14 protein-coding genes are annotated in these 20,428 nt (G+C 64.3%); 4 read left to right on the forward strand and 10 right to left on the reverse strand.

The genetic code is table 11. The features are described from left to right. Positions 1–11: 11 nt before the first annotated feature. From ACLGL5_RS07180 to ACLGL5_RS07210, 7 genes are all read right to left on the reverse strand, one after another. Positions 12–857 carry a fumarylacetoacetate hydrolase family protein gene (locus tag ACLGL5_RS07180; RefSeq protein ID WP_069090656.1) on the reverse strand — a complete coding sequence of 282 codons (846 nt, stop codon included), beginning with the start codon at positions 855–857 and terminating at the stop codon, positions 12–14. A 193-nt stretch (positions 858–1,050) separates the two neighbouring features. Continuing rightward, entirely contained in the window at positions 1,051–1,782 is a 732-nt protein-coding gene (locus tag ACLGL5_RS07185; RefSeq protein ID WP_019862384.1) for an SDR family oxidoreductase, read from the reverse strand. 189 nt (positions 1,783–1,971) lie between these two features. Then, a complete protein-coding gene (locus ACLGL5_RS07190) occupies positions 1,972–4,344 on the reverse strand; it encodes an aldehyde dehydrogenase family protein (protein ID WP_069090657.1) in 2,373 nt (790 codons plus the stop codon). A 67-nt stretch (positions 4,345–4,411) separates the two neighbouring features. Continuing rightward, a complete protein-coding gene (deoC, locus tag ACLGL5_RS07195) occupies positions 4,412–5,467 on the reverse strand; it encodes a deoxyribose-phosphate aldolase (protein ID WP_038651093.1) in 1,056 nt (351 codons plus the stop codon). A 99-nt stretch (positions 5,468–5,566) separates the two neighbouring features. After that, positions 5,567–8,725: an efflux RND transporter permease subunit gene (locus ACLGL5_RS07200; protein WP_069090658.1), complete on the reverse strand. Its 3,159-nt coding sequence runs from the start codon at positions 8,723–8,725 to the stop codon at positions 5,567–5,569. Further along, positions 8,725–9,867: an efflux RND transporter periplasmic adaptor subunit gene (locus tag ACLGL5_RS07205; RefSeq protein ID WP_245307006.1), complete on the reverse strand. Its 1,143-nt coding sequence runs from the start codon at positions 9,865–9,867 to the stop codon at positions 8,725–8,727. Before ACLGL5_RS07205 ends, ACLGL5_RS07200 begins: the two co-directional genes overlap by 1 nt. Before the next feature lie 533 nt (positions 9,868–10,400). Continuing rightward, positions 10,401–11,228, reverse strand: a complete 828-nt coding sequence (locus ACLGL5_RS07210; protein WP_019862391.1) for a ferredoxin--NADP reductase — start codon at positions 11,226–11,228, stop codon at positions 10,401–10,403. A 220-nt stretch (positions 11,229–11,448) separates the two neighbouring features. Here ACLGL5_RS07210 and ACLGL5_RS07215 point away from each other — a divergent pair, with 220 nt between their 5' ends. The 4 genes from ACLGL5_RS07215 (at position 11,449) to ACLGL5_RS07230 (ending at position 17,375) form a co-directional block, all read left to right on the forward strand. After that, complete coding sequence (locus tag ACLGL5_RS07215) at positions 11,449–13,533, forward strand: hydantoinase/oxoprolinase family protein (protein WP_069090660.1); 2,085 nt, start codon at positions 11,449–11,451, stop codon at positions 13,531–13,533. A gap of 16 nt (positions 13,534–13,549) precedes the next feature. Next, complete coding sequence (locus tag ACLGL5_RS07220) at positions 13,550–15,292, forward strand: hydantoinase B/oxoprolinase family protein (RefSeq protein WP_069090661.1); 1,743 nt, start codon at positions 13,550–13,552, stop codon at positions 15,290–15,292. Between the two features lie 124 nt (positions 15,293–15,416). After that, positions 15,417–16,190, forward strand: a complete 774-nt coding sequence (locus ACLGL5_RS07225; RefSeq protein WP_069090662.1) for an ABC transporter substrate-binding protein — start codon at positions 15,417–15,419, stop codon at positions 16,188–16,190. Positions 16,191–16,244: 54 nt separating this feature from the next. After that, positions 16,245–17,375: an aminomethyl transferase family protein gene (locus ACLGL5_RS07230; RefSeq protein WP_069090663.1), complete on the forward strand. Its 1,131-nt coding sequence runs from the start codon at positions 16,245–16,247 to the stop codon at positions 17,373–17,375. 229 nt (positions 17,376–17,604) lie between these two features. On the opposite strand, the gene ACLGL5_RS07235 is transcribed toward ACLGL5_RS07230, so the two are convergent. The 3 genes from ACLGL5_RS07235 to ACLGL5_RS07245 all read right to left on the reverse strand — a co-directional run bounded on the left by ACLGL5_RS07235 (position 17,605) and on the right by ACLGL5_RS07245 (position 20,287). After that, positions 17,605–18,261, reverse strand: coding sequence for a methionine ABC transporter permease (locus ACLGL5_RS07235; RefSeq protein WP_069090664.1), 657 nt, complete (start codon positions 18,259–18,261; stop codon positions 17,605–17,607). Then, the gene (locus ACLGL5_RS07240; RefSeq protein WP_069090665.1) at positions 18,242–19,339 is read right to left on the reverse strand and encodes a methionine ABC transporter ATP-binding protein; all 1,098 of its coding nucleotides are present in this window, start codon (positions 19,337–19,339) and stop codon (positions 18,242–18,244) included. Before ACLGL5_RS07240 ends, ACLGL5_RS07235 begins: the two co-directional genes overlap by 20 nt. A gap of 93 nt (positions 19,340–19,432) precedes the next feature. Then, on the reverse strand, positions 19,433–20,287 hold the full coding sequence (locus ACLGL5_RS07245; RefSeq protein WP_064985314.1) for a MetQ/NlpA family lipoprotein: 855 nt from the start codon (positions 20,285–20,287) through the stop codon (positions 19,433–19,435). Positions 20,288–20,428 lie beyond the last annotated feature (141 nt).

The raw sequence follows: 20,428 nt of genomic DNA on the forward strand, positions 1-20,428 counted from the left end.
GGAGCCGCCGCCTACAAATCAGCCTTGAACGTCTGCTTCTGCTGGCCCAGGCCCTCGATGCCCAGTTCCACCACATCGCCAGCCCTGAGGAACACCGGCGGTTTCATGCCCAGCCCAACGCCGGGCGGCGTACCTGTCGAAATGATGTCGCCGGGATGCAGCGACATGAACTGGCTAAGATAGGACACCAGATATTTGACGCCATAGACCATGGTCTTGGTCGAGCCGTTCTGCATGGTCTTGCCGTTGACGGTCAGCCACATCTTCAGGTTCTGCGGATCGGCGACTTCGTCCTTGGTCACCAGCCAGGGGCCGGTCGGGCCGAACGTGTCGCAGCTCTTGCCCTTGGTCCACTGGCCCTGACGCTCGGCCTGGAAGGCGCGCTCGGAGACGTCATGCGCAACGGCATAGCCGGCGACATAGTCGAGCGCATCGGCTTCGCTGACATATTTGGCGGTCTTGCCGATAACCACGGCGAGCTCGACTTCCCAGTCGGTCTTTTCAGAGCCGCGCGGGATCAGCACGTCGTCATCCGGGCCGACAATGGCCGAGCTTGCCTTCATGAAGATGATCGGTTCCGGCGGCACGGTGGCGCCGGTTTCGGCGGCGTGGTCGGAATAGTTGAGGCCGATGCAGATGAATTTTCCGGTGCCGGCGACGCAGGGGCCGAGGCGAGGCTTGCCGGAAACCACCGGCAGCGACTTCGGATCAAGCTTGCCCAGCATCTCCAACGAGGCCGGATGAAGCGTGGTGCCGGCAATGTCGGCGACATGGGCGGAGAGATCGCGGATCGTTCCATCCGCATCGAGCAGGCCGGGACGTTCGCTCCCCACCTCGCCATAGCGCAGCAGTTTCATCTAAATCCTTCTCCTGGTTGCGGCCTCGCGGCCTTTTGCAAACTCTCCGCCCGAGGCGATGGCTCCCCAGGGAGCCGGGCGGACCGTACCCATCGACCTCTTCCCGGGCAAGCTCGGACAGCTGTTGGGCGGGCCGGCGCGCTGGATTTTCAGACTTCCCGATCCACGGCAGACGTTGGAGCGGAAGCCGATCTCAGATCGACCAGCCGCCGTCGATATTATAGGCCTGTCCGGACGTGTAGGTTGCGCCGGCCAGGTAGACGGCGAGATCGGCGATTTCCTCCGGCGTGCCGAGCCTGCCCATCGGCTGGCGGGCGATGAAGGCGGCGCGGGCGGCTTCGTAGTCGCCTTGCGCATGCATGCGGTCCTGCAGCGACGGGCTCTCGACCGTGCCGGGGCAGATGGCGTTGCAGCGTATGCCCTTGCCGACATAGTCGGCGGCAATCGCCTTGGTCAGGCCGATGACAGCGGCCTTGGTAACGCCATAGGCAAAGCGGTTCGGCACGCCTTTGCCGGCGCCGGCGACCGAAGACATGTTGACGATCGATCCGTCGCCGCGCTCCAGCATACCGGGCAGCACGGCCCTGATGGTGCGGATCATGGCGCGGACATTGAGGTTGAAGGCGAAATCGAGATCGCCATCCTTCATCTCCAGGATCGAGCCGGAATGGACAAAGCCGGCGCAGTTGAACAGCACGTCGACGCGGCCGATCTCGGCGAAGGCGGCGTTGACCGCCTCGTCGTTGAGCACATCGAGCTTGCGGGTCTTGATCCCTGGCGTCTTGGCGAGTTCGGCGAGAAGCGTCTCGTTGATGTCGGTGGCGTGGACGGTGGCTCCAGTCTTGGCGAAGGCCAGCGCGCTCGCCTTGCCGATGCCTTGCGCCGCCGCCGTGATGACAACGACCTTGCCTGCCAGATCCGCCATGCTTCTTTCCTCGCCTGCTTGGGTCAACTGCCTTTATCGGCGGCCGGCCAAGGCGTCATGTGCCAGTCAGGCTCGATTGTGCGGCCTGTGTCGCAGCCAGTTCACTGACAAAGATGTTTTTTCTCGTTAAAGAACATGTGTCCGGGCGTCAAGCCCGAACACGATCACCATTGCGACAGTCTGGAAATGTCAGTCGCCGTAAGGCACCCAGACATTCTTCACCTCGACGGCGCGGCGCAGGAAAGCATCGCCGGCCGCCTCGTCGGATGCCCAGTCGAGGCTGCGGCCATTGCCGCTCCAGACGCGCTTGAGGTTGCCGATGGATTCGGCCTCCGCCTTGGCGCAGGTCTCGGCGTCGGCGAACACCCAGAGCCCGTCGACATCGTCATGCTTGGCCAGCACGCCGGCAAGTTCCGCCGTGCGGCCGGTGACAATGTTGATCGCGCCGGCCGGAAGGTCGGAATATTCGATGACCTGATAGAGATCGGTGGCGAGCAGCGGATAGCGTTCCGAAGGCACCGCGACCACCGTATTGCCCATGGCCAGCGCCGGCGCGATCAGCGAGATCAGGCCGAGCAGCGGCGAGGCATCCGGCGCGACGATGCCGACGACGCCGACCGCCTCATGCAGCGCCAGCGTCACGGCGCGGGCCGGCGGTTGGTGCACGCGCCCCTCGAACTTGTCGGCGAGGCCGGCATAGAGAAACAGCCTTTCGATGGATTGCTCTACCTCTTCCCGCGCGGCCTTGGCGTTGGCGCCGGTCAGCTCACTGAGACGGGCGGCGAATTCGCCGGCGCGGCCGGAAAGATTCTCCGCCAGGTAATACAGCACCTGGGAGCGGTTATAGGCGGTGGCTTCCGGCCAGCCCTTGCAGGCGCGTGCGGCGGCGACGGCGTCACGGATGTCCTTGCGGTTGCCAAAGCCGACTTCGCCGGCCAGCTTGCCCTTGGCGGTGGCGACAGCCAGCGAATAATTGCTATCGGGCCGAATTTGCTTGCCGCCGATGAACAGTTTTGCGGTGCGGTCGATGGCCGCGCCGTCAGCCTGCTCGACGGGCTGCGCGGAGACCACCGCCGGCTTGATGACCGGTCCGAGCGGCAGCTTTGCCGCGAGATATTCGAACATGCCTTCGCGCCCGCCCTCGCGGCCGAAGCCGCTCTCGCGGTAGCCGCCGAAGCCGCAAGCGGCGTCGAACATGTTGGTGCCGTTGACCCAGACCACGCCGGCCTTCAATTGCGGCGCCACGTGCAAGGCGAGGTTGACGTTCTCGCTCCACACGCTCGCCGCGAGCCCATAGCGCGTGTTGTTGGCAAGCTCGATCGCTTCCTCGGTGTTGCGGAAGGTCATGGTCGCCAGAACCGGTCCAAACACCTCTTCCTGCGCCAGGATATTAGCCGGCGAAACGCCGGTGGCGAGTGTCGGCAGATGGTAGTAGCCGGAAGACGGCAGTGCTGCGTCCGGCTGCCAGCAGACGGCGCCCTGCCTGGCGCCTTCGGCGACCAGGCCTTTGACGCGGTCAAGCTGGGTCAAGTCGACCAGCGGGCCGATATCGGTGTTCTTGTCGAGCGGGCTGCCGACGCGCAGCCGGCTCATCCGCGTCTTGACCTTGGCGATCAAGGCCTCGGCGATGCCTTCCTGTACCAGGAGCCGCGACCCGGCGCAGCAGACCTGGCCCTGGTTGAACCAGATGCCGTCGACCAGGCCTTCCACGGCGCTGTCGAGATCGGCATCCTCGAAGACGATGAAGGCCGACTTGCCGCCGAGCTCCAGCGACAGTTTTTTGCCCGACCCGGCGGTGGCTTTCCTGATGATCTTGCCGACTTCCGACGAGCCGGTGAAGGCGATCTTCTGGATGCCGGGATGGTTGACGATGGCCGCGCCCGCTTCTGGGCCGCCCTGCACGATGTTGACGACGCCCTTCGGCACGCCGGCACGCTCGCAGATTTCGGCGAACAGGATGGCGGTGAGCGGCGTGAATTCGGCAGGCTTCAGCACCACCGTGCAGCCGGCGGCCAGTGCCGGTGCGATCTTCCAGGCCAGCATCAGCAGCGGGAAATTCCACGGTATGATCTGACCGACGACACCGACGCCCTTGTGGCCGGGAAAATCATTGTCCAGCGCTTGCGCCCAGCCGGCATGATGGATGAAATGGCGGATCGCCAGGGGCACGTCGATGTCGCGGCTTTCGCGGATCGGCTTGCCGTTGTCGATCGATTCCAGCACCGCGAACAGGCGCTGATGCCGCTGCATGGCGCGGCCGATGGCGTAGAGCACCTTTGCCCTGGCGTAGCCTGAACTGGCGCTCCATTTCGGCAACGCCTTGGTGGCGGCCGCAACCGCCGCGTCGATATCGGCGGCACTGGCGTCGGAGACCTTGGCCAGCAGCTTGCCGGAAGACGGCTCGCTGGTGTCGAAGGTCTTGCCGCCGGAAGCGGCTTTCCAGCCGCCGTCGATGAACAGCGCCTTGCCGAAATCGCGCGCGGCAAGCCACGCATCGGCCTCGTTGCGGGCTTCCGGCGCCGGGCCGTATTCCATGGCATGATAGCGGTCGAGAATATTCATGGGGGTGCCTCCTTCACCCTCCCCCTTGCGGGGAGGGTCGACCGGCGAAGCCGATCGGGGTGGGTGCTCAAGCCATTGCGTGGCGGTGATTGGCCGAATAGTGACCGGTCAGATGATGCTCGAGCTGCCGCTCGATGTCGGTCAAAAGGCTCGACGCGCCGAAGCGGAACAGTTCCGGTTCCAGCCATGGCCGGCCGAGTTCTTCCTTCATCAGCACCAGCCAGTCGAGCGAGGCCTTGGCGGTGGAAATGCCGCCGGCCGGCTTGAAGCCGATGAGATAGCCGGTTTCCTCGAAATAGGCCCTGATGGCGCGCACCATGGCAAGGCCAACGGGCAGCGTCGCGTTGACGCTTTCCTTGCCGGTCGAGGTCTTGATGAAATCGGCGCCCGCCATCATCGCCACCATCGAGGCCAGCATGACGTTGCGCAAAGTGGCGAGGTCGCCGGTGCCCAGAATGACCTTCAGATGCGCGTCGCCGCAGGCGGCGCGCATCGAGACGATCTCGTTGTAGAGCTCCCGCCACTTGGCGCCGAACACCAGCCCGCGCGGAATGACGACATCGATCTCGTCGGCGCCGTCGCGCACCGAAGCCTCGATTTCCTGCAGCCGGGTCGACAGGGGCGCCAGGCCATGCGGAAAGGCGGTGGAGACGGCCGCGACATGAATGCCGGTGCCGCGCACGGCATCGACGGCCGTGGCGACGAAGGGATGGTAGACGCAGACGGCAGCCGGCCGGATGGTTTCACCCGCAATGCCGAGGCCTTCGACGATGTCGCGGCGGAACGGGTTGATCGCCTTGGCGCAGAGCCGGCGCACGCGCTCCTCAGTGTCGTTGGAGTTCAGCGTCGTCAGATCCATGCAGGCGACGGCGCGCAGCAGCCAGGCCGCCTGGTTGTCGGCCTTGATCGAACGCCGTTTGGTCAGGCTGGCGACGCGCCGTTCCAGCGCCGAACGGTTGACGCTGCGCACCGATTCCATGAAGCCGAGGTCGAGTTTCATGCCGGGATTGCGCGCGATGCGATGGTCCAGCGGTACGGGGGTGTTGGCGGCGGCGCGGGCCGGCAGCGGCGTCACCTTGGACGCGCTGGTGCCAGGCTCGGCTTCGCGGATCGTGTTGCTCATTTCCTGCCCTTTCTCGTTTAGGGCGATACTTACACGATCGTTTGGACCGAGGCCACAAGCCTGTCGGTCCGATGCCGACCTTAGGCGTTGACGTAAGGCCTACTCGGCCGCCAGCTTACGCCGAGCCGGGCCGATTTCAGCCTCCACGCCTTCGGGTTCGCCGTCATCCTGCTCATGCCTGCGCAATGAGGTGAGCCAATGGGAAAGGTCGTCGAGGTAGAGATAGATCACCGGCGTGGTGAAGAGCGTCAGCGCCTGGCTGACAAGCAGCCCGCCGAACATCGTGTAGCCGAGCGGCTGGCGGATTTCCGCCCCCGTACCGTTCTCCAGCATCAGCGGCAGCGCGCCCAGCATGGAGACCATGGTGGTCATCATGATCGGCCGGAAGCGCAGCAGGCAGGCCTGGCGGATCGATTCCAGCGAGCTGAGGTTCTGGTCCCTCTCGGCCGCGATGGCAAAGTCGACCATCATGATGCCGTTCTTCTTGACGATGCCGATGAGCAGGATGACGCCGATCAGGCCGATCAGGTTGAACTCCATATGGAAGACGAGCAGCGTACCCAGCGCGCCAAGCCCGGCGGAGGGCAGCGTGGAGAGAATGGTCAGCGGGTGGATGTAGCTTTCGTAGAGGATGCCGAGGATCAGGTAGACCACGACCAGGGCGCCGAGGATAAGCACTGGCACCGAAGACAGCGACTGCTGGAAGGCCTGCGCCGTCCCCGTGTAATTGGTCTGGATGGTCGCCGGCAGCCGCATCTCGGCGGCGGTTCTGTCGATCGCGGCGGTGGCCTGGCCGAGCGCGACATTGGGCGCCAGGTTGAAGCTGATCGTCACCGACGGGAACTGGCCTTCATGGTTGATCACCAGCGGCTGTACGGGCTTCGTGGTCCATCTGGCAATCGCCGAGAGCGGCACCTGCGAACCGCTCGGCGTCGTCAGGTAGATCTGGTTGAGCGCCTTGATGTCGCCGCGCAGTGACGGCAGCACCTCCAGGATCACGTCATAGGTCGAAAGCTGCGTGAAATACTGGGCGATCTGGCGTTGCCCGAAAGCATCGTTGAGCGTGTTGTCGACATCGTTCGCCGTTAGCCCATAGCGGGCAGCCTGATCGCGATCGACCTGCAGCGTCAGCGTCGTGCCGGAACTCATCTGGTCGGTCGAGACGTCCCGCAATTCGGGTAGGCGCTGTAAGGCCGTCAACAGCTTGGGCGCCCAGCTATCCAGCGTGTCGAGGTCGCTGCTTTCCAGCACATATTGATATTGCGACGCGGACAGTTTGCCGCCGACGCGCACGTCCTGAGAGGCCTGCATGAACAAGCGCGCGCCTTGGACGGCCGAAAGCTTCGGCTGCAGCCGCCGGATGATCTGGTCGGCGGAAACGTCCCGCTCGTCGCGTGGCTTCAGCTGGATGAACATGCGGCCGGTGTTCTGCGTGTTGCCATTGCCGCCCGTCGATGCCGCAAAATGCGCCACCGCCGGATCCTTGGAGACGATCCCGGCAAATCGCGCCATGTAGGACTGCATCTGGCCGGTGGAGACATCCTGCCCGGCGATCACCTGGCCGAAGATCAGGCCGGTATCCTGCTGTGGGAAGAAGCCGCTCGGCACCAGCGTGAAGAAATAGCCGGTAAGGCCCACACAGGTCAGGAACACCAGCAGCGTGATGAAACGATGCCCGAGCGCATGGTCGAGGCCGCGCTCATAGGCGCGCAGCATCCCGTCGAAAACGCTTTCGCTCCACCGATAGAGCCTGCCGTGATGCTCCTCGTTCGCCGGCTTGATGAAACGCGAGGCCAGCATCGGCGTCAGCGTCAGCGAAACGCAGGCCGAAACCAGGATGGTCATCGCCAGCGTCACCGCGAACTCCTTGAACAGGCGGCCGATAATGCCGCTCATCAGGAGCAGCGGGATCAGCACGGCCACCAGCGAAATCGAGATCGACATGATGGTGAAGCCGATCTCGCTGGCCCCGCGGATCGCGGCATCCATCGGTTTTTCGCCGTGCTCGATGTAGCGGACGATGTTCTCCAGCATGACGATGGCATCGTCGACGACAAAGCCGATCGAGATCGTCAACGCCATCAGCGACAGATTGTCGATGCTGTAGCCGGCGGACCACATCAAGGCGCATGCGCCAAGCAGCGCCAGCGGCACGGTGAAAGCCGGGATGGCGGTTGCCCAGACATTTCGCAGGAACAGGAAGATCACCATCACCACCATCCCGATGGTGAGCATCAGCGTGAACTGCACGTCCGCCACCGAGGCGCGGATGGTCTGGGTGCGGTCGGAAAGCACCTGCAGCTTCAGTGAAGCCGGCATCGAGGCGGTCAGCATCGGCAGCTCCGCCTTGATCCTGTCGACCGTGTCGATGATGTTGGCGCCGGGCTCCTTGAATATGACGAGCACGACGCCGCGTGTCGTGTCGGTCCAACCGGCCTGGGTGTAGTCCTGCGCGTCGAGCACGGCCCGGCCGACATCCTTGACCCGCACCGGCGCGCCGTCGCGATAGGCGATGATGGCGTTGTTCCAGTCATCGGCCGCCGTCATCTGGTCGTTTGAGAAGATGGTGAAGGAGCGTACTTCGCCCTGGATGTTGCCCTTGGGCAGGTCCACCGTGCCGATCGACAGCGGGGTACGCACCGCTTCCAGTGACAGGCCCCTTGCCGCGAGCTTGGCCGGATCGAGCTGGACGCGGATCGACGGTGTCTGCTGGCCGCCGACCAGCACCTGGCCGACGCCGTCGACATGGCTGATCACCTGCGCGAGCTTGGTGTAGACGTCGTCGCTCAACGTTGTCAGCGGCAAGTCGGTCGAACTGGCCCCGATCAGCATGATCGGCGAATCCGTCGGGTTGACCTCCCGGTAGGTGGGCGGATTGGGAAGGTTCTTCGGCAGCTGTCCGCCGGCGGCATTGATGGCCGATTGCACCAGCCCGGCCGTCGATGCGATGTCGACGTCGAGCGCGAATTGCAAGGTGACCTGGCTGGAACCGGACAGGCTGCTCGATGTCATTTCAGCAATGCCCGGGATCTGCGCGAACTGCGTCTCGAGTGGCTGGGTCACCGACGACGCGATGGTGATCGGATCGGCGCCCGGCAGGCTGGTGGACACCTGGATCGTCGGAAAGTCGACGTTCGGCATCGCCGCGACCGGCAGGTTGAGATAGGCGACCACGCCGACGAACAGCACGCCGATCATCAGAAGCGACGTGGCGACGGGATAGCGGATGAAAGGCGTGGAAACACCGATCTGTGCCATCAGCTTGCACCTCCGGCAGCGCCGCTCTGCGCCTGTCCGGCGCCGGGAGCCGTGGCGGCGTCGACGCTTGCGCCGTCAACCACCCGGTATTGGCCGGCAACCACGACACGTTGCCCCGCGGCGATACCGTCGGTGACGACCGTCTCGCCGCCGTCGGAAGGGCCTGTCTTGACGGTCTGGCGACGGACCTTGCCGTCGTCGCCGACGACATAGGCGAAGAGCCCGTCAGGGCCATGCTGGACAGCTTCGTCGGGCACCACGATCGCGCCTGCCATCGTGCCGATGCGTATGCGTGTGTTGACGGACAGGCCCGGCCATAGCGCATTGTCCTGGTTCGTAAACGTTGCCTTGAGCGAAATCGTGCCGGAAGCCTGGTCGACCGCGTTCTGGATCGCTTCCAGCCTGCCGCTCGCCAGCACGGTCTTCATATCCGCGCCAAGTGTATCGATCGCAACCGGACCGGCCGCGAAAACCTTGTTGATGGTCGAAACCTCGTCCTGCGGTTGCGTGAATGACACATAGATCGGCTGAAGCTGCACGACCGTGAAAAGCCCGGGGCTCTGGCCGGCCTGCACGATGTTGCCCGGATCGATGGTGCGGAAGCTTGTCTTGCCGGTCAGCGGCGCCGTGATCCTGGTGAAATCGAGGTTGAGTTGCGCCGCCTCGACCGCGGCCTTGTCACCCTCGATCGTGGCGGCTGCCGTCGTGACCACTGCTTGCTGGTTATCGACATCCTGCTGCGTTTCGAACGTCTTTTTCAGGAGCGTGGAAAGGCGATTGAGAACGACCTGCGCGTTCTTGAGCGTCGCTTCGTCCTGCGCCTCCTTGGCCTTCGCCTGGTCGAGCGCCGCCTGATACGGGCGAGGGTCGATCTCGGCGAGCAGATCGCCCTGCTTGACCATCTGTCCCTGATCGACCGGAACCTGGTTGACGACACCGGCGACCCGGCTCGAGATGCTGACGCTGTTCAGCGGCGTAACCGTGCCGAGTCCATAGAGGTAAAGCGGGAAATCGGTCTTTTGCACGGTGGCCACGGTAACCGGCACCTTGGGTGCGGGCGGCGTCGATTGAGTGGCTGCCCTTGCCTCGGCGTGGTTGCGCCATATGCCGTAACCGCCGCCGAGCAGGAGGAGTGTAGTCAACAGGACGATGCACCGAGAGCGCATGGGTCGTTTTCGCCTGGCTTGCTGTGTCGTGGAATTAGTCATGGTGCCGTCCACCTGGCTGGCAAGGATATCAAGCCTTTTTCGGGATGGTTGGGGGTTAGGACCGACCGCGTCGATCACCGGGACAGTAGTCCCGACGACCCAGCCCTGTCAGGTTACAAGTCGGTCATGTTGCGCCGCAGCATTCAAGGATGCGTGAGGCCGCGCTGAATGCACCATCGCGATAAAGTTACTCCCGGGGTCAGGGCTGAGCCTCGATCGACCGGGGGGATGCGAGGCGCTTGTTAACTGCCCACGGATACATCGGTCCGGTCGACGCAGGAGACGTCGCCATTGCCATTCCGGGGCACTTCGCGTGGCCTGAAATCAGATATGGCTGGGACGACGCGACAGGCGCGCGCTTGCCGTATTCGCTATTGGGAAGGAGTGGCCGGAGCTGTTACGGCAGCCTATCCGGGCTTCGGTATTCGCCTGGAAAGGCAGCCTGTCCTCAGGCTGGGCAGAGGCCCTCAGCCGACGAAAGCGCGCTCGACGACGAAAGTCGCGGGATGGCTGAGCGAGCCTTCCTGGAAGCCGAGGCTTTCGGCGAGTTCCTTGACGTCCTTCAGCATATGCATCGAGCCGCAGATCATGATGCGGTCCGTTTCCGGATTGAGCTTCTCGATCCCGAGATCGGCGTAGAATTTGCCAGAGCCGATCAGCGCGGTGATGCGGCCCATGCGAGCTGATTCTTCGCGGGTCGTCGAATTGTAGAGCGTGACGCGCCCGGTGGTCAGTTCGCCGATCAGCGGGTCGCTTTCCAGCGCCGCCACCAATTCCTGGCCGTAGGTCAGCTCGGCATTGTCGCGGCAGGTGTGGGTCAGGATCAGCTGGTCGAATTTCTCATAGGTGTCGGGGTCGCGCAGCAGGCTGGCGAACGGCGCGATGCCGGTGCCGGTCGAGATCATGAACAGCCGCTTGGCCGGGGTCAGCGCGTCGACCACCAGCGTGCCAGTCGACTTCTGGCGCATGATGACGGTGTCGCCGACCTGGATCTTCTGCAGTTCCGAGGTCAGCGGGCCGTCTGGCACCTTGATCGAGAAGAATTCCAGCTCTTCGTCCCAAGCCGGGCTTGCCACCGAATAGGCGCGGAACACCGGCTTCTCGGCATTGGGCAGGCCGATCATGACGAACTCGCCGGAGCGGAAGCGCAGCGACTGCGGACGGGTGATGCGGAACGAAAAGAGCCGGTCGGTGTAGTGCTTCACCGAGACGACCGTTTCGGCATAGACATTGGCCGGTATAGGAAACTGCAGCGGGCGGGCGCCGGCGGTGTTGAAGGCGGATGTGGTGTTCATCAAATCCAACTTTCTGGCCCAACCGGGGACGCGGGCGCCAAACTTTTACCTGCGCGCCCGGACCGTTCAGATCCCGGCGTGCTGCTCGCACACTCCAAAGCGGTAAGCTCTTGTGTCCGGAATTTATTAGTATACAAACGATATTTGCGTCAAGATACCGCCGCGAAACACCTTTCCAAACTGTGCCATATCCGTAGTCCCAGCATTTCGGGTTTCGACAATGAAAGAGAATTTTTCGGTGCAGCCGCCGGATTCCCTGGGCAGCGTCGTGGCCGGCATCGATGTCGGCGGGACCTTCACCGACCTGCTTCTGATCGACGGCAAGCACGGCGCCAAGGTGCATATCGCCAAGACCCCGACGACTGTCGACAACCAGGCTTTCGGTGTGGTTTCGGCACTTGGCGCCACCGGATTTGCGATCGACGGCATCGACCTCATCGTGCACGGCACGACCACCACCACCAATGCCGTGCTGGAGCGCCGGCTGGCCAAGACCGGCATGATCACCACGCGCGGCTTTCGCGACGTGATCGAGCTTGGCCGGCGCACGCGGCCGCAACCCTATGGCATGACCGGCACTTTCGTCCCCGTCATCCCGCGCAACCTCAGGCTCGAAGTGTCTGAGCGCGTCGAGGCTTCCGGCGCGGTGCGCACGCCGCTCGACGAGGCCGGGATGCGCGAGGCGGTGAAGGCGCTGATCGGGGCCGGCTGCGAATCCCTCGTCATCCACTTCCTGCATTCCTACGCCAACCCGTCGCATGAGCGGCGCGCCGCCGAGATCGCCGCCGAGCTCTGGCCGAACGGCTACATCACCACGGGCCATGCGCTGCTGTCGGAAGCGCGCGAATTCGAGCGCGGCGTCACCGCCTCCGTGAATGCCTCGGTGCAGCCGATTCTCGAGCGCTATGTCGAGCGGCTGCGCAAGGAATTGGCGGCCAAAGGCTATGCCCGCGACTTCCTGATCATGAACGGCAATGGCGGCATGATCTCGGCCCGCTTCGTCACACGTGAATCGGCCAAGACCGTTATGTCCGGCCCGGCCTCCGGCGTCATCGCCGCCGCCTATACGGGCAAGCGTGCCGGCTTCGAAAACCTCGTCACCTACGACATGGGCGGCACCTCGACCGACGTGGCGCTGATCCGCAACGCCGAGCCGGCGGTGTCGAACGAGATCGAGATCGAATATGCCATGCCCATCCATGTGCCGATGGTGGCGGTGCACACGGTCGGCGCCGGCGGCGGTTCCATCGCCCGCGTCGACGCGGCCGGCCTGATCCAGATCGGTCCCGAAAGCGCCGGCGCCAATCCCGGCCCGATTTGCTATGGCCGCGGCGGTCTCGAGCCGACCATCACCGACGCCAATCTGGTGCTCGGCCGGCTGGCGCCGAAGAAGCTGCTGGCCGTCGAAAACCCGGTCACCGTGGAGCGCGTCACCGGCATTTTCGAGGACAAGATCGGCAAGGCAACCGGCCTGTCGGGCGTCGAAGCGGCGGGCGCGGTGCTGAGGCTGGGCAACATGAAGATGGCGGGCGCCATCCGCATGGTTTCTGTTTCGCGCGGCCATGACCCGCGCGATTTCGCCCTGTTTGCCTTCGGCGGCGCCGGGCCGCTGCATGCGACCGCGCTGGCGCGCGAACTCGGCCTGCCACGGGTGCTGGTGCCGGCGCGTCCCGGCATCACCAATGCGCTCGGCTGCGTCGTCGCCGACCTGCGCCATGACTTCGTCAACACCATCAACCAGCCGGTTGCCGTGCTCGACGAAACTCAGATGCGCCAAGTATTGGAACGGCACCGAAACGAAGGTGAGGAGCTGATCGGCAAGGAAGCGGTGAAGCCGGAGACGATCCGCGTCACCCACTCCGCCGACATGCAGTTCGTCGGCCAGACCCACATCATCAACGTGCCGCTGCCGTCCTCGACCGTGAGCCGGCAGGAGCTGCAAGCCCTGTTCGAAAAGGCCTATTTCGCCCGCTTCAAGGTCGAGCTGCCGGAAATCCGCGCCAACCTGGTCAACCTCAACACCTCGGTTACCGGCGTGCGCCCGGCGATCGACCTGTCGCGCCTGATCGACCCGGCCGGGCGCGCCGAGACGCTGGACGAGGCGCGGCGCGAGATCCGGCCGGTCTGGTATGCGGGCCAGTGGCACGACACGCCGGTATACGCACGCGAAAAGCTACCGATCGATGCAGTCATCGAAGGGCCGGCGATCCTCGAACAGATGGATGCGACCACGGTGCTCGAACCCGGCGACCGCGCAAGGTCGGACGCCGACGGCAATATCATCATCGACATTGGCGAGGCCTGAGATGTCTGACGTTGATATGCCAAAGCTCGACGCCATCACGCTTTCGGTCCTCCAGGCGGCCTTGCAGCAGGTCTGCGACGAGATGGACCTGACATTCTCCCGCGCTGCCTTCTCGCCGGTCATCGCCGAAGCCAACGACCGTTCCGACGGAATCTATTCAGCTGTCGACGGCTCACTGATCGCGCAGGGAAGCCAAGGCCTGCCGGTGTTCGTCGGCGTCATGCAATATTCGACGAAAACGGTGATCGAGATGATCGCCGACGGCCGTTGCCTGGCCCCTGAGCCGGGCGACATCTACATCGTCAACGACCCCTATCTCGGCGGCACGCATCTGATGGATGTGCGCTTTGCCATGCCGGTCTACCGCGACGGCAAGATCTTCTGCTGGCTGTCCAACACCGGCCACTGGCCCGACATTGGCGGCTCGGTGCCGGGCGGTTTCTCGGCTTCCGCGACGGCGGTCGAGCAGGAAGGCTTGCGGCTGCCGCCGGTGAAACTGTTCAAGAAGGGCGTGCTCGACGCGGAGATCTACGCCATCATCTGCTCCAACATCCGCGTCGCCGACCAGCGCATCGGCGACATCAGGGCGCAGGCGGCCGCGCTGCTGATTGGTCAGGATCGGCTCAATGGAATCCTGGATCGTTACGGAGACGAAACTGTTGTCGAGGCGATCGCCGAACTGCGCCGCCGCGCCGCCGAGCAGATGCGCGCCAACATCACGGCCATTCCCGACGGCACCTATCATTCGAAGGCCTTTGTCGATTCCGACGGCGTGGTCAACGAGCCGCTGACCATCGCGCTTGCGGTGGAGAAACAGGGCGACACGCTGACCTTCGATTTCGCCGGCTCGTCCAGGCCCTGCGCCGGGCCGATGAACAGCGTGCTGGCGACGACCCTGTCCTCGGTCTATCTCGCCATGCGCCACATTTTCCCGGACGTGCCGATCAGCGCCGGCGCCTTCGAGCCGTTGATCGTCAAGCGGCCGGAAGGCACCTTCCTCGATGCCAAATATCCGCGTCCAGTGTCGGGCTGCGCGGCGGAAGTCTCGCAGCGCATCGCCGAAGCGGTGTTCGCGGCCATGGTGCAGGCTCTGCCGGACAAGGTGACGGCCGCACCCGCCGGCTCCAGCGGCAATTTCGCGCTGGGCGGCAACGACCCGGCGCGCGGCCGCGATTACGTCATGTACCAGATCTCCGGCGGCGGCTATGGCGGCAATTCGGGCCATGACGGGCTGACCAATGGCTGCTCGACCATCGGCATTTCCAAATCGCCGCCGGTCGAGATCATGGAGCAGGCCTTCCCGGTGCTCTACCGCCACTACGCCCTGCGCGAAGGCTCGGGCGGCGCCGGCAAGCATCGCGGCGGTTTTGGCCTCGCCTATGAGGTGGAGATCCTGCGCGGCGATGCGCGGGCCTCCTTCGTCATGGATCACGGCCGTTTCGGCCCGCAAGGCGCGCTCGGCGGCAAGGATGGCGAACCCAACAGCGTGACCGTCTTCCGTGGCGGCGTCGAACATGTGCCGCCGCATCTGTCCAAGGAGCAGGACATCCCGCTCAAGGCCGGCGACCGCGTGCGCGTCGGCACGCCAGGCGGTGGCGGCTATGGCGATCCGTTAGAGCGTGACGCCAATCTCGTGCTTCGCGACGTAGCGCTGGGGTACTACACCTCAGAGGAAGCCAGCGAGAAGTTCGGCGTGGTTCTGTCGGCGGGCGGTCTCACAATTGACCGCAAGGCGACGGACAGGCAGCGCGCCGGCTAACGCACTGCTATCCGCCACGGCGTGGATCGCTCACGGCGCCGTGATCGCCGCAGCACATGTCGCTTCCGTCTCCGCCGAAAGCACCAAAGCCCGTAGACTTCCCCAGTCAACGGAGATCTGGAACATGCGTCTTTTCGGTCGTTTCGTGCTTGCCGCTTCCGTCGCCCTTACCCTTGCCAGCGGTGCCGCCAGCGCCCAGGACAAGCTCAGGATCGGCACCGAGGGCGCCTATCCGCCCTTCAACTACGCCAGTGCCGACGGCACGCTGGGCGGCTTCGACATCGATCTCGGCAAGGCGTTGTGTGCCGAGATGAAGGCCGAATGCGAATTCACCGTTCAGGATTTCGACGGCTCTATTCCGGCGCTGCAAGCCGGCAAGTTCGATGCCATCATCAACATCACCATTACGCCCGAGCGGGCCGAGAAGGTCGAGTTCACCCACAAATATTACCAGACGCCGCCGGCCATCGCCGTGCCGAAGGATTCGACCATCGCGGGCACCTCACCCGACGATTTGAAGGGCAAGGCGCTCGGCGTGCAGACCGCCACCATCCACCAGAAATTCGCCGAGCAGAAATATGCGGGCTCGACCGTCAAGGCCTACCCGACCGGCGACGATGCCCGCACCGACATGGCCAATGGCCGCCTCGACGCCATGATGGACGGCTCGATCATCCTGACCGAATGGCTGAAGAAGCCCGATGGCGCCTGCTGCAAGCTGCTCGGCACGCTGACGGCCGATCCGGCCATTCACGGACCCGGCGTCGGCATCGCCCTGCAGAAGGGCAACAAGGAACTTGCCGGTAAGTTCAATGCGGCGATCGACGCCTTGCGCGCCAACGGCAAATACAAGGAAATCAACGACAAGTATTTTGCCTTCGACGTCTACGGCAACTGAGACCGGCAACCAATGCCTTCCGGCAGCGCCGCTTGGCGCTGCTGCTTTTCATGAATGATGGAGACCTTCTTGGCTGAGCGGCGTTCCCCCTTCTACAGCAGCATCGTCGGGCTCGGCGCGACCATGGGTCGGGTCGGCGGCGATTTCATCTCGGCCAAATATTATTCCGGCATCGCCGACGAGCACCTGAACACGCGCGCCAATGTCGGCGTGCAGGATCTCAGCACCATGGGCAAGATGGACATCAAGGGGCCGGAGGCCGAGGCGCTGGTCAACCATGTCATCGTCAACGACGCGGCGGCGATGAAGCCGGGCCAGGTCCGCTACTCCACGGTCTGCCGCGAGGATGGCGGCATCATGGACGACCTCACCGTGTTCCGGTTGGCGACTGAGCATTTCATGCTGGTCACCGGCTCGGTCAACCGGCTGAAGATGCTGCCCTGGCTGCAGCACCATGCCCAGGGCCGCAAGGCCTATGTCACCGACATCACCGCCGCCGTCGCCTTCCCGACCATCCAGGGTCCGCGCTCGCGCGTACTGTTGAAGGCGATGATCTCGGATGCCGATCTGGACGGTCTCAAGCGTTGGGCGTTCACGTCGGGCCATGTCAATGGCACTCGTGTCCTGATCTCGCGCACCGGCGTCACCGGCGAGCTCGGCTTCGAACTCTTCGTGCCGGCCGACGAGGCGGCCTCCGTCTGGGATACGCTGATGCGGGCCGGCAAGGACTTCGGCCTGAAACCCTATGGCGTGCTGGCGATGTTCACGCTCGGCCTGGAAAAGGCCTATCCGGCGCATGGCATCGACATGGACGAGAGCCGCACGCCTTTCCATGTCGGCCTCGACCGCTGGATCAAGTTCGACAAGGGCGATTTCATCGGCCGCGAAGCGCTGCTCAAAATCCGCGACAAGGGCCTCGACGAGCGCTGGACGGGACTGATCCTCGACGGCGACAAACCGGCGGCGACGGACGCCAGGATCCTGGCCGATGGCGAGGATGCCGGCATCGTCACCTACAGCGACCACGGCTACTCTCTCGGCAGGGTGCTGGCCACCGCGCATCTGCGCTTGCCGTTCACGGCGGTCGGTACCGAACTCAGCATCGACATTAATGGCGTGCCGACCCGCGCGGTCGTGGCGCCGATGCCGTTTTTCGATCCGGAGGGTATGAGGTTGAGGGGGTAGCCCGGCTTGCCTGGAATCGTTGACAGAGTCAGCTTTGCGAAGCATCTGGCGCACATCATCGCGGAGATCAATGCCATCACCCATTTCGTGAAGGCAATGGCCGTACCCAGCTTACATTCCTTGCCATGCTCGCCGAGCACGCAGGCTTCACGTTCAACGCCGATATCCTCGACCGTGACTGGGTGATTCAGGCCCTGATTGACAGTTTCAGTGGGTCCGAGGCACCGGCTCACCCCCGCCGATCCAGCCGCGCCACCAATCGATCCCCCGCCCACTGGATTCCACACACCAGGATGATCAGCACGATCACCACCGCCACCATCACCGAGGTCTCGAAGCGCTGGTAGCCATAGCGGATGGCGAGGTCGCCGAGGCCGCCAGCGCCGATGGCGCCGGCCATGGCCGAGGCGCCGATCAGCGTCACCAGCGTTACCGTGAAGCCGGCGACGATGCCGGGCAGCGCCTCGGGCACCAGCACCTCGCGGATGATCGTCCAGCGGTTGCCGCCCATGGCGCGCGCCGCTTCGATCAGGCCGTGGTCGACCTCGCGCAGCGAAACCTCGGCGATGCGGGCGTAATAGGGCGTGGCGGCGATCGACAGCGGCACGATGGCGGCCCAGGTGCCGATCGAGGTGCCGACGATCAGCCGCGTCAGCGGGATCAGCGCCACCAGAAGGATGATGAACGGCACCGAGCGGAAGCCGTTGATGACGGCGCCGAGCACGCGGTTGACCCACAGGCTCTCGGCGATGCCGCCGCGTTCGGTTGATATCAAGGCCAGCCCGAGCGGCAGGCCGAAGACCAGCGAGATCAGGCCGGAGGCGGCCGTCATCAGCACCGTCTCCCAGATCGAACGCAGCAGAAGCTCAAACAGGATTGGCGACATGGCCAAGCACCTCCACCCGCGCCTGGCGGGCCTTCAGGAATGTGATGACGGCAGCGAGATGGCTCGCATCGCTGCCGGGAACGGAGAGAAACAGCGTCCCGATCGGCTGCTGCTGGATATGGTCGATGCCGCCATGGACGAGGCGGAAGGCGCCCGGGACAGAAGTGGCAAGGTCGGACAGCAATGGTCCACGCGCGACCTCGCCAGCCACATCGATACGCAGGATCGTCTCCGCGCCGGAAGCCGGCAGCAGCCGCGCCGCCAGTTCGGCCGGCAGTTGCGGCCGGATGGCGCCGAGCAGGCTTTTGGTGATGTCCGATTGCGGGTCGGCGAACACCGACCAGACCGGCCCCTCCTCGACGATGCGCCCGGCATCGATCACCGCCACACGGTCGGCGATCGAGCGGATCACCTCCATCTCATGGGTGATCAGCAGAATGGTCAGGCCAAGCTGCCGGTTGATGTCTTTCAGCAGCGCCAGGATCGAGCGCGTCGTCTCCGGGTCGAGCGCCGAAGTTGCTTCGTCCGACAACAGCAGCGCCGGGCGCGCGGCGAGCGCCCGGGCGATGCCGACGCGCTGCTTCTGGCCGCCTGACAGCGATGCCGGATAGGCCCGGGCTTTCTCCGACAGGGCAACAAGTTCAAGCAGCTCCGCCGCCCGCGCCAGCCGCTCGGCCTTCGGACGGCCCTCGATCTTCAGCGGCAGCGCCACATTGTCCTCGACCGTCTTGGCCGACAAAAGGTTAAAGTGCTGGAAGATCATGCCGATGCGTCGGCGCAGCGGCTGCAGGTCACGCTCGCCGAGCTGGCTGATCTCGCGACCCTCGATGAACACCTCGCCGGAATCGGGCCGCTCCAGCCCGTTCAGGCAGCGGATAAGCGTCGATTTGCCGGCGCCGCTGCGGCCGATAATGCCAAGGATCTCGCCCTTGCGCACCGTCAGCGAGATGCCGTCGATCGCCGGCGTGGCGCCGAAGCGGCGCTTCAGGTCGACAAGGCGCACCACGTCTTGCGACGCGTCGGGTCTCGCGTGGTTCGGATCGGCGATCGCCTGGGATGCCGTGATATGCTGGTTCATGCGTGTTCCTGCTCTCGCCATCCGAAAATGCAAGTGCGGCCCGCGCTCAGGCGCGGACCGCATTTGCTCTCGAACCGGGCGTCCGGTCGCGGATCAATAGGCGCTGAGGCCGGTGCCCTTGTAGACCTTGTCGAACTCGGCCTTGACCGCGTCGTTCTGGTACGAGGCCACCAGCGTCTTCACCCAGGCGTCGTTTTCATTGCCGACCTTGACCGCGATGAAGTTGCGGTACGGATTGTCGGCAATGGGTTCCTGCGCGATGCGGTTTTCCGGCGTCAGGCCGCTCTTCAGCGCCCAGTCGGTATTGACCACGGCGGCGTCGAGATCCTCGACCGAGCGGCCGACGATGCCGGCATCAAGTTCCTTGATCTCGACCTTCTTGGGGTTCTCCGCAATGTCGGCGGTGGTGGCCAGAATGCCGGTACCGTCCTTCAGCTTGATCACGCCCTCGTTCTGCAGCACGCGCAGCGCCCGGCCTTCATTGGACGGGTCGTTCGGCACGCCGATGACAGCGCCTCCCGGCAGGTCGGCGACCGCCTTGTACTTCTTGGAGTAAAGGCCGATCGGCCAGACCCCGGTATAGCCGACGCGCACGATGTGATAACCTTGAGTCTTTATCTGGTTGTCGAGATAGGGCTGGTGCTGGAAGGCGTTGGCGTCGATCTCGCCGCGCTCGAGCGCTTCGTTGGGCTGCGTGTAATCGTTGAACACCACGGTCTCGATGGTCAGGCCCTTCTCGGCGGCCTGGGCGACCACGACGCGCCAGACATCCTCGTCCTCGCCGCTGATGATGCCGACCTTGATTGCCTTCTTGTCCTCGGCGAAGGACGCATGCGGCGCCATCAGGCTGCCGACCGCGACGGCCGATGCGAACAGCAGAGCAAGGCCGCCGCGCCGGTTGAGGGTTGACCAAAGGGAAGAGGGCAAAGTGTTGTTGACGTCGGACATGATTGATCTCTGCGGTTGTGAAGTCATGACAGCAAGGCGGATTGCCCAAGCTTGGTCACATCGTCAGAAATTCTATCGATTTTATCAAAGAACGTGTTTCGCCGTTCTCGGCAAAGCCGGGAATATTCTCTCAAAAATTTG

The sequence above is a fragment of the Mesorhizobium sp. U510 genome, assembly GCF_059180695.1.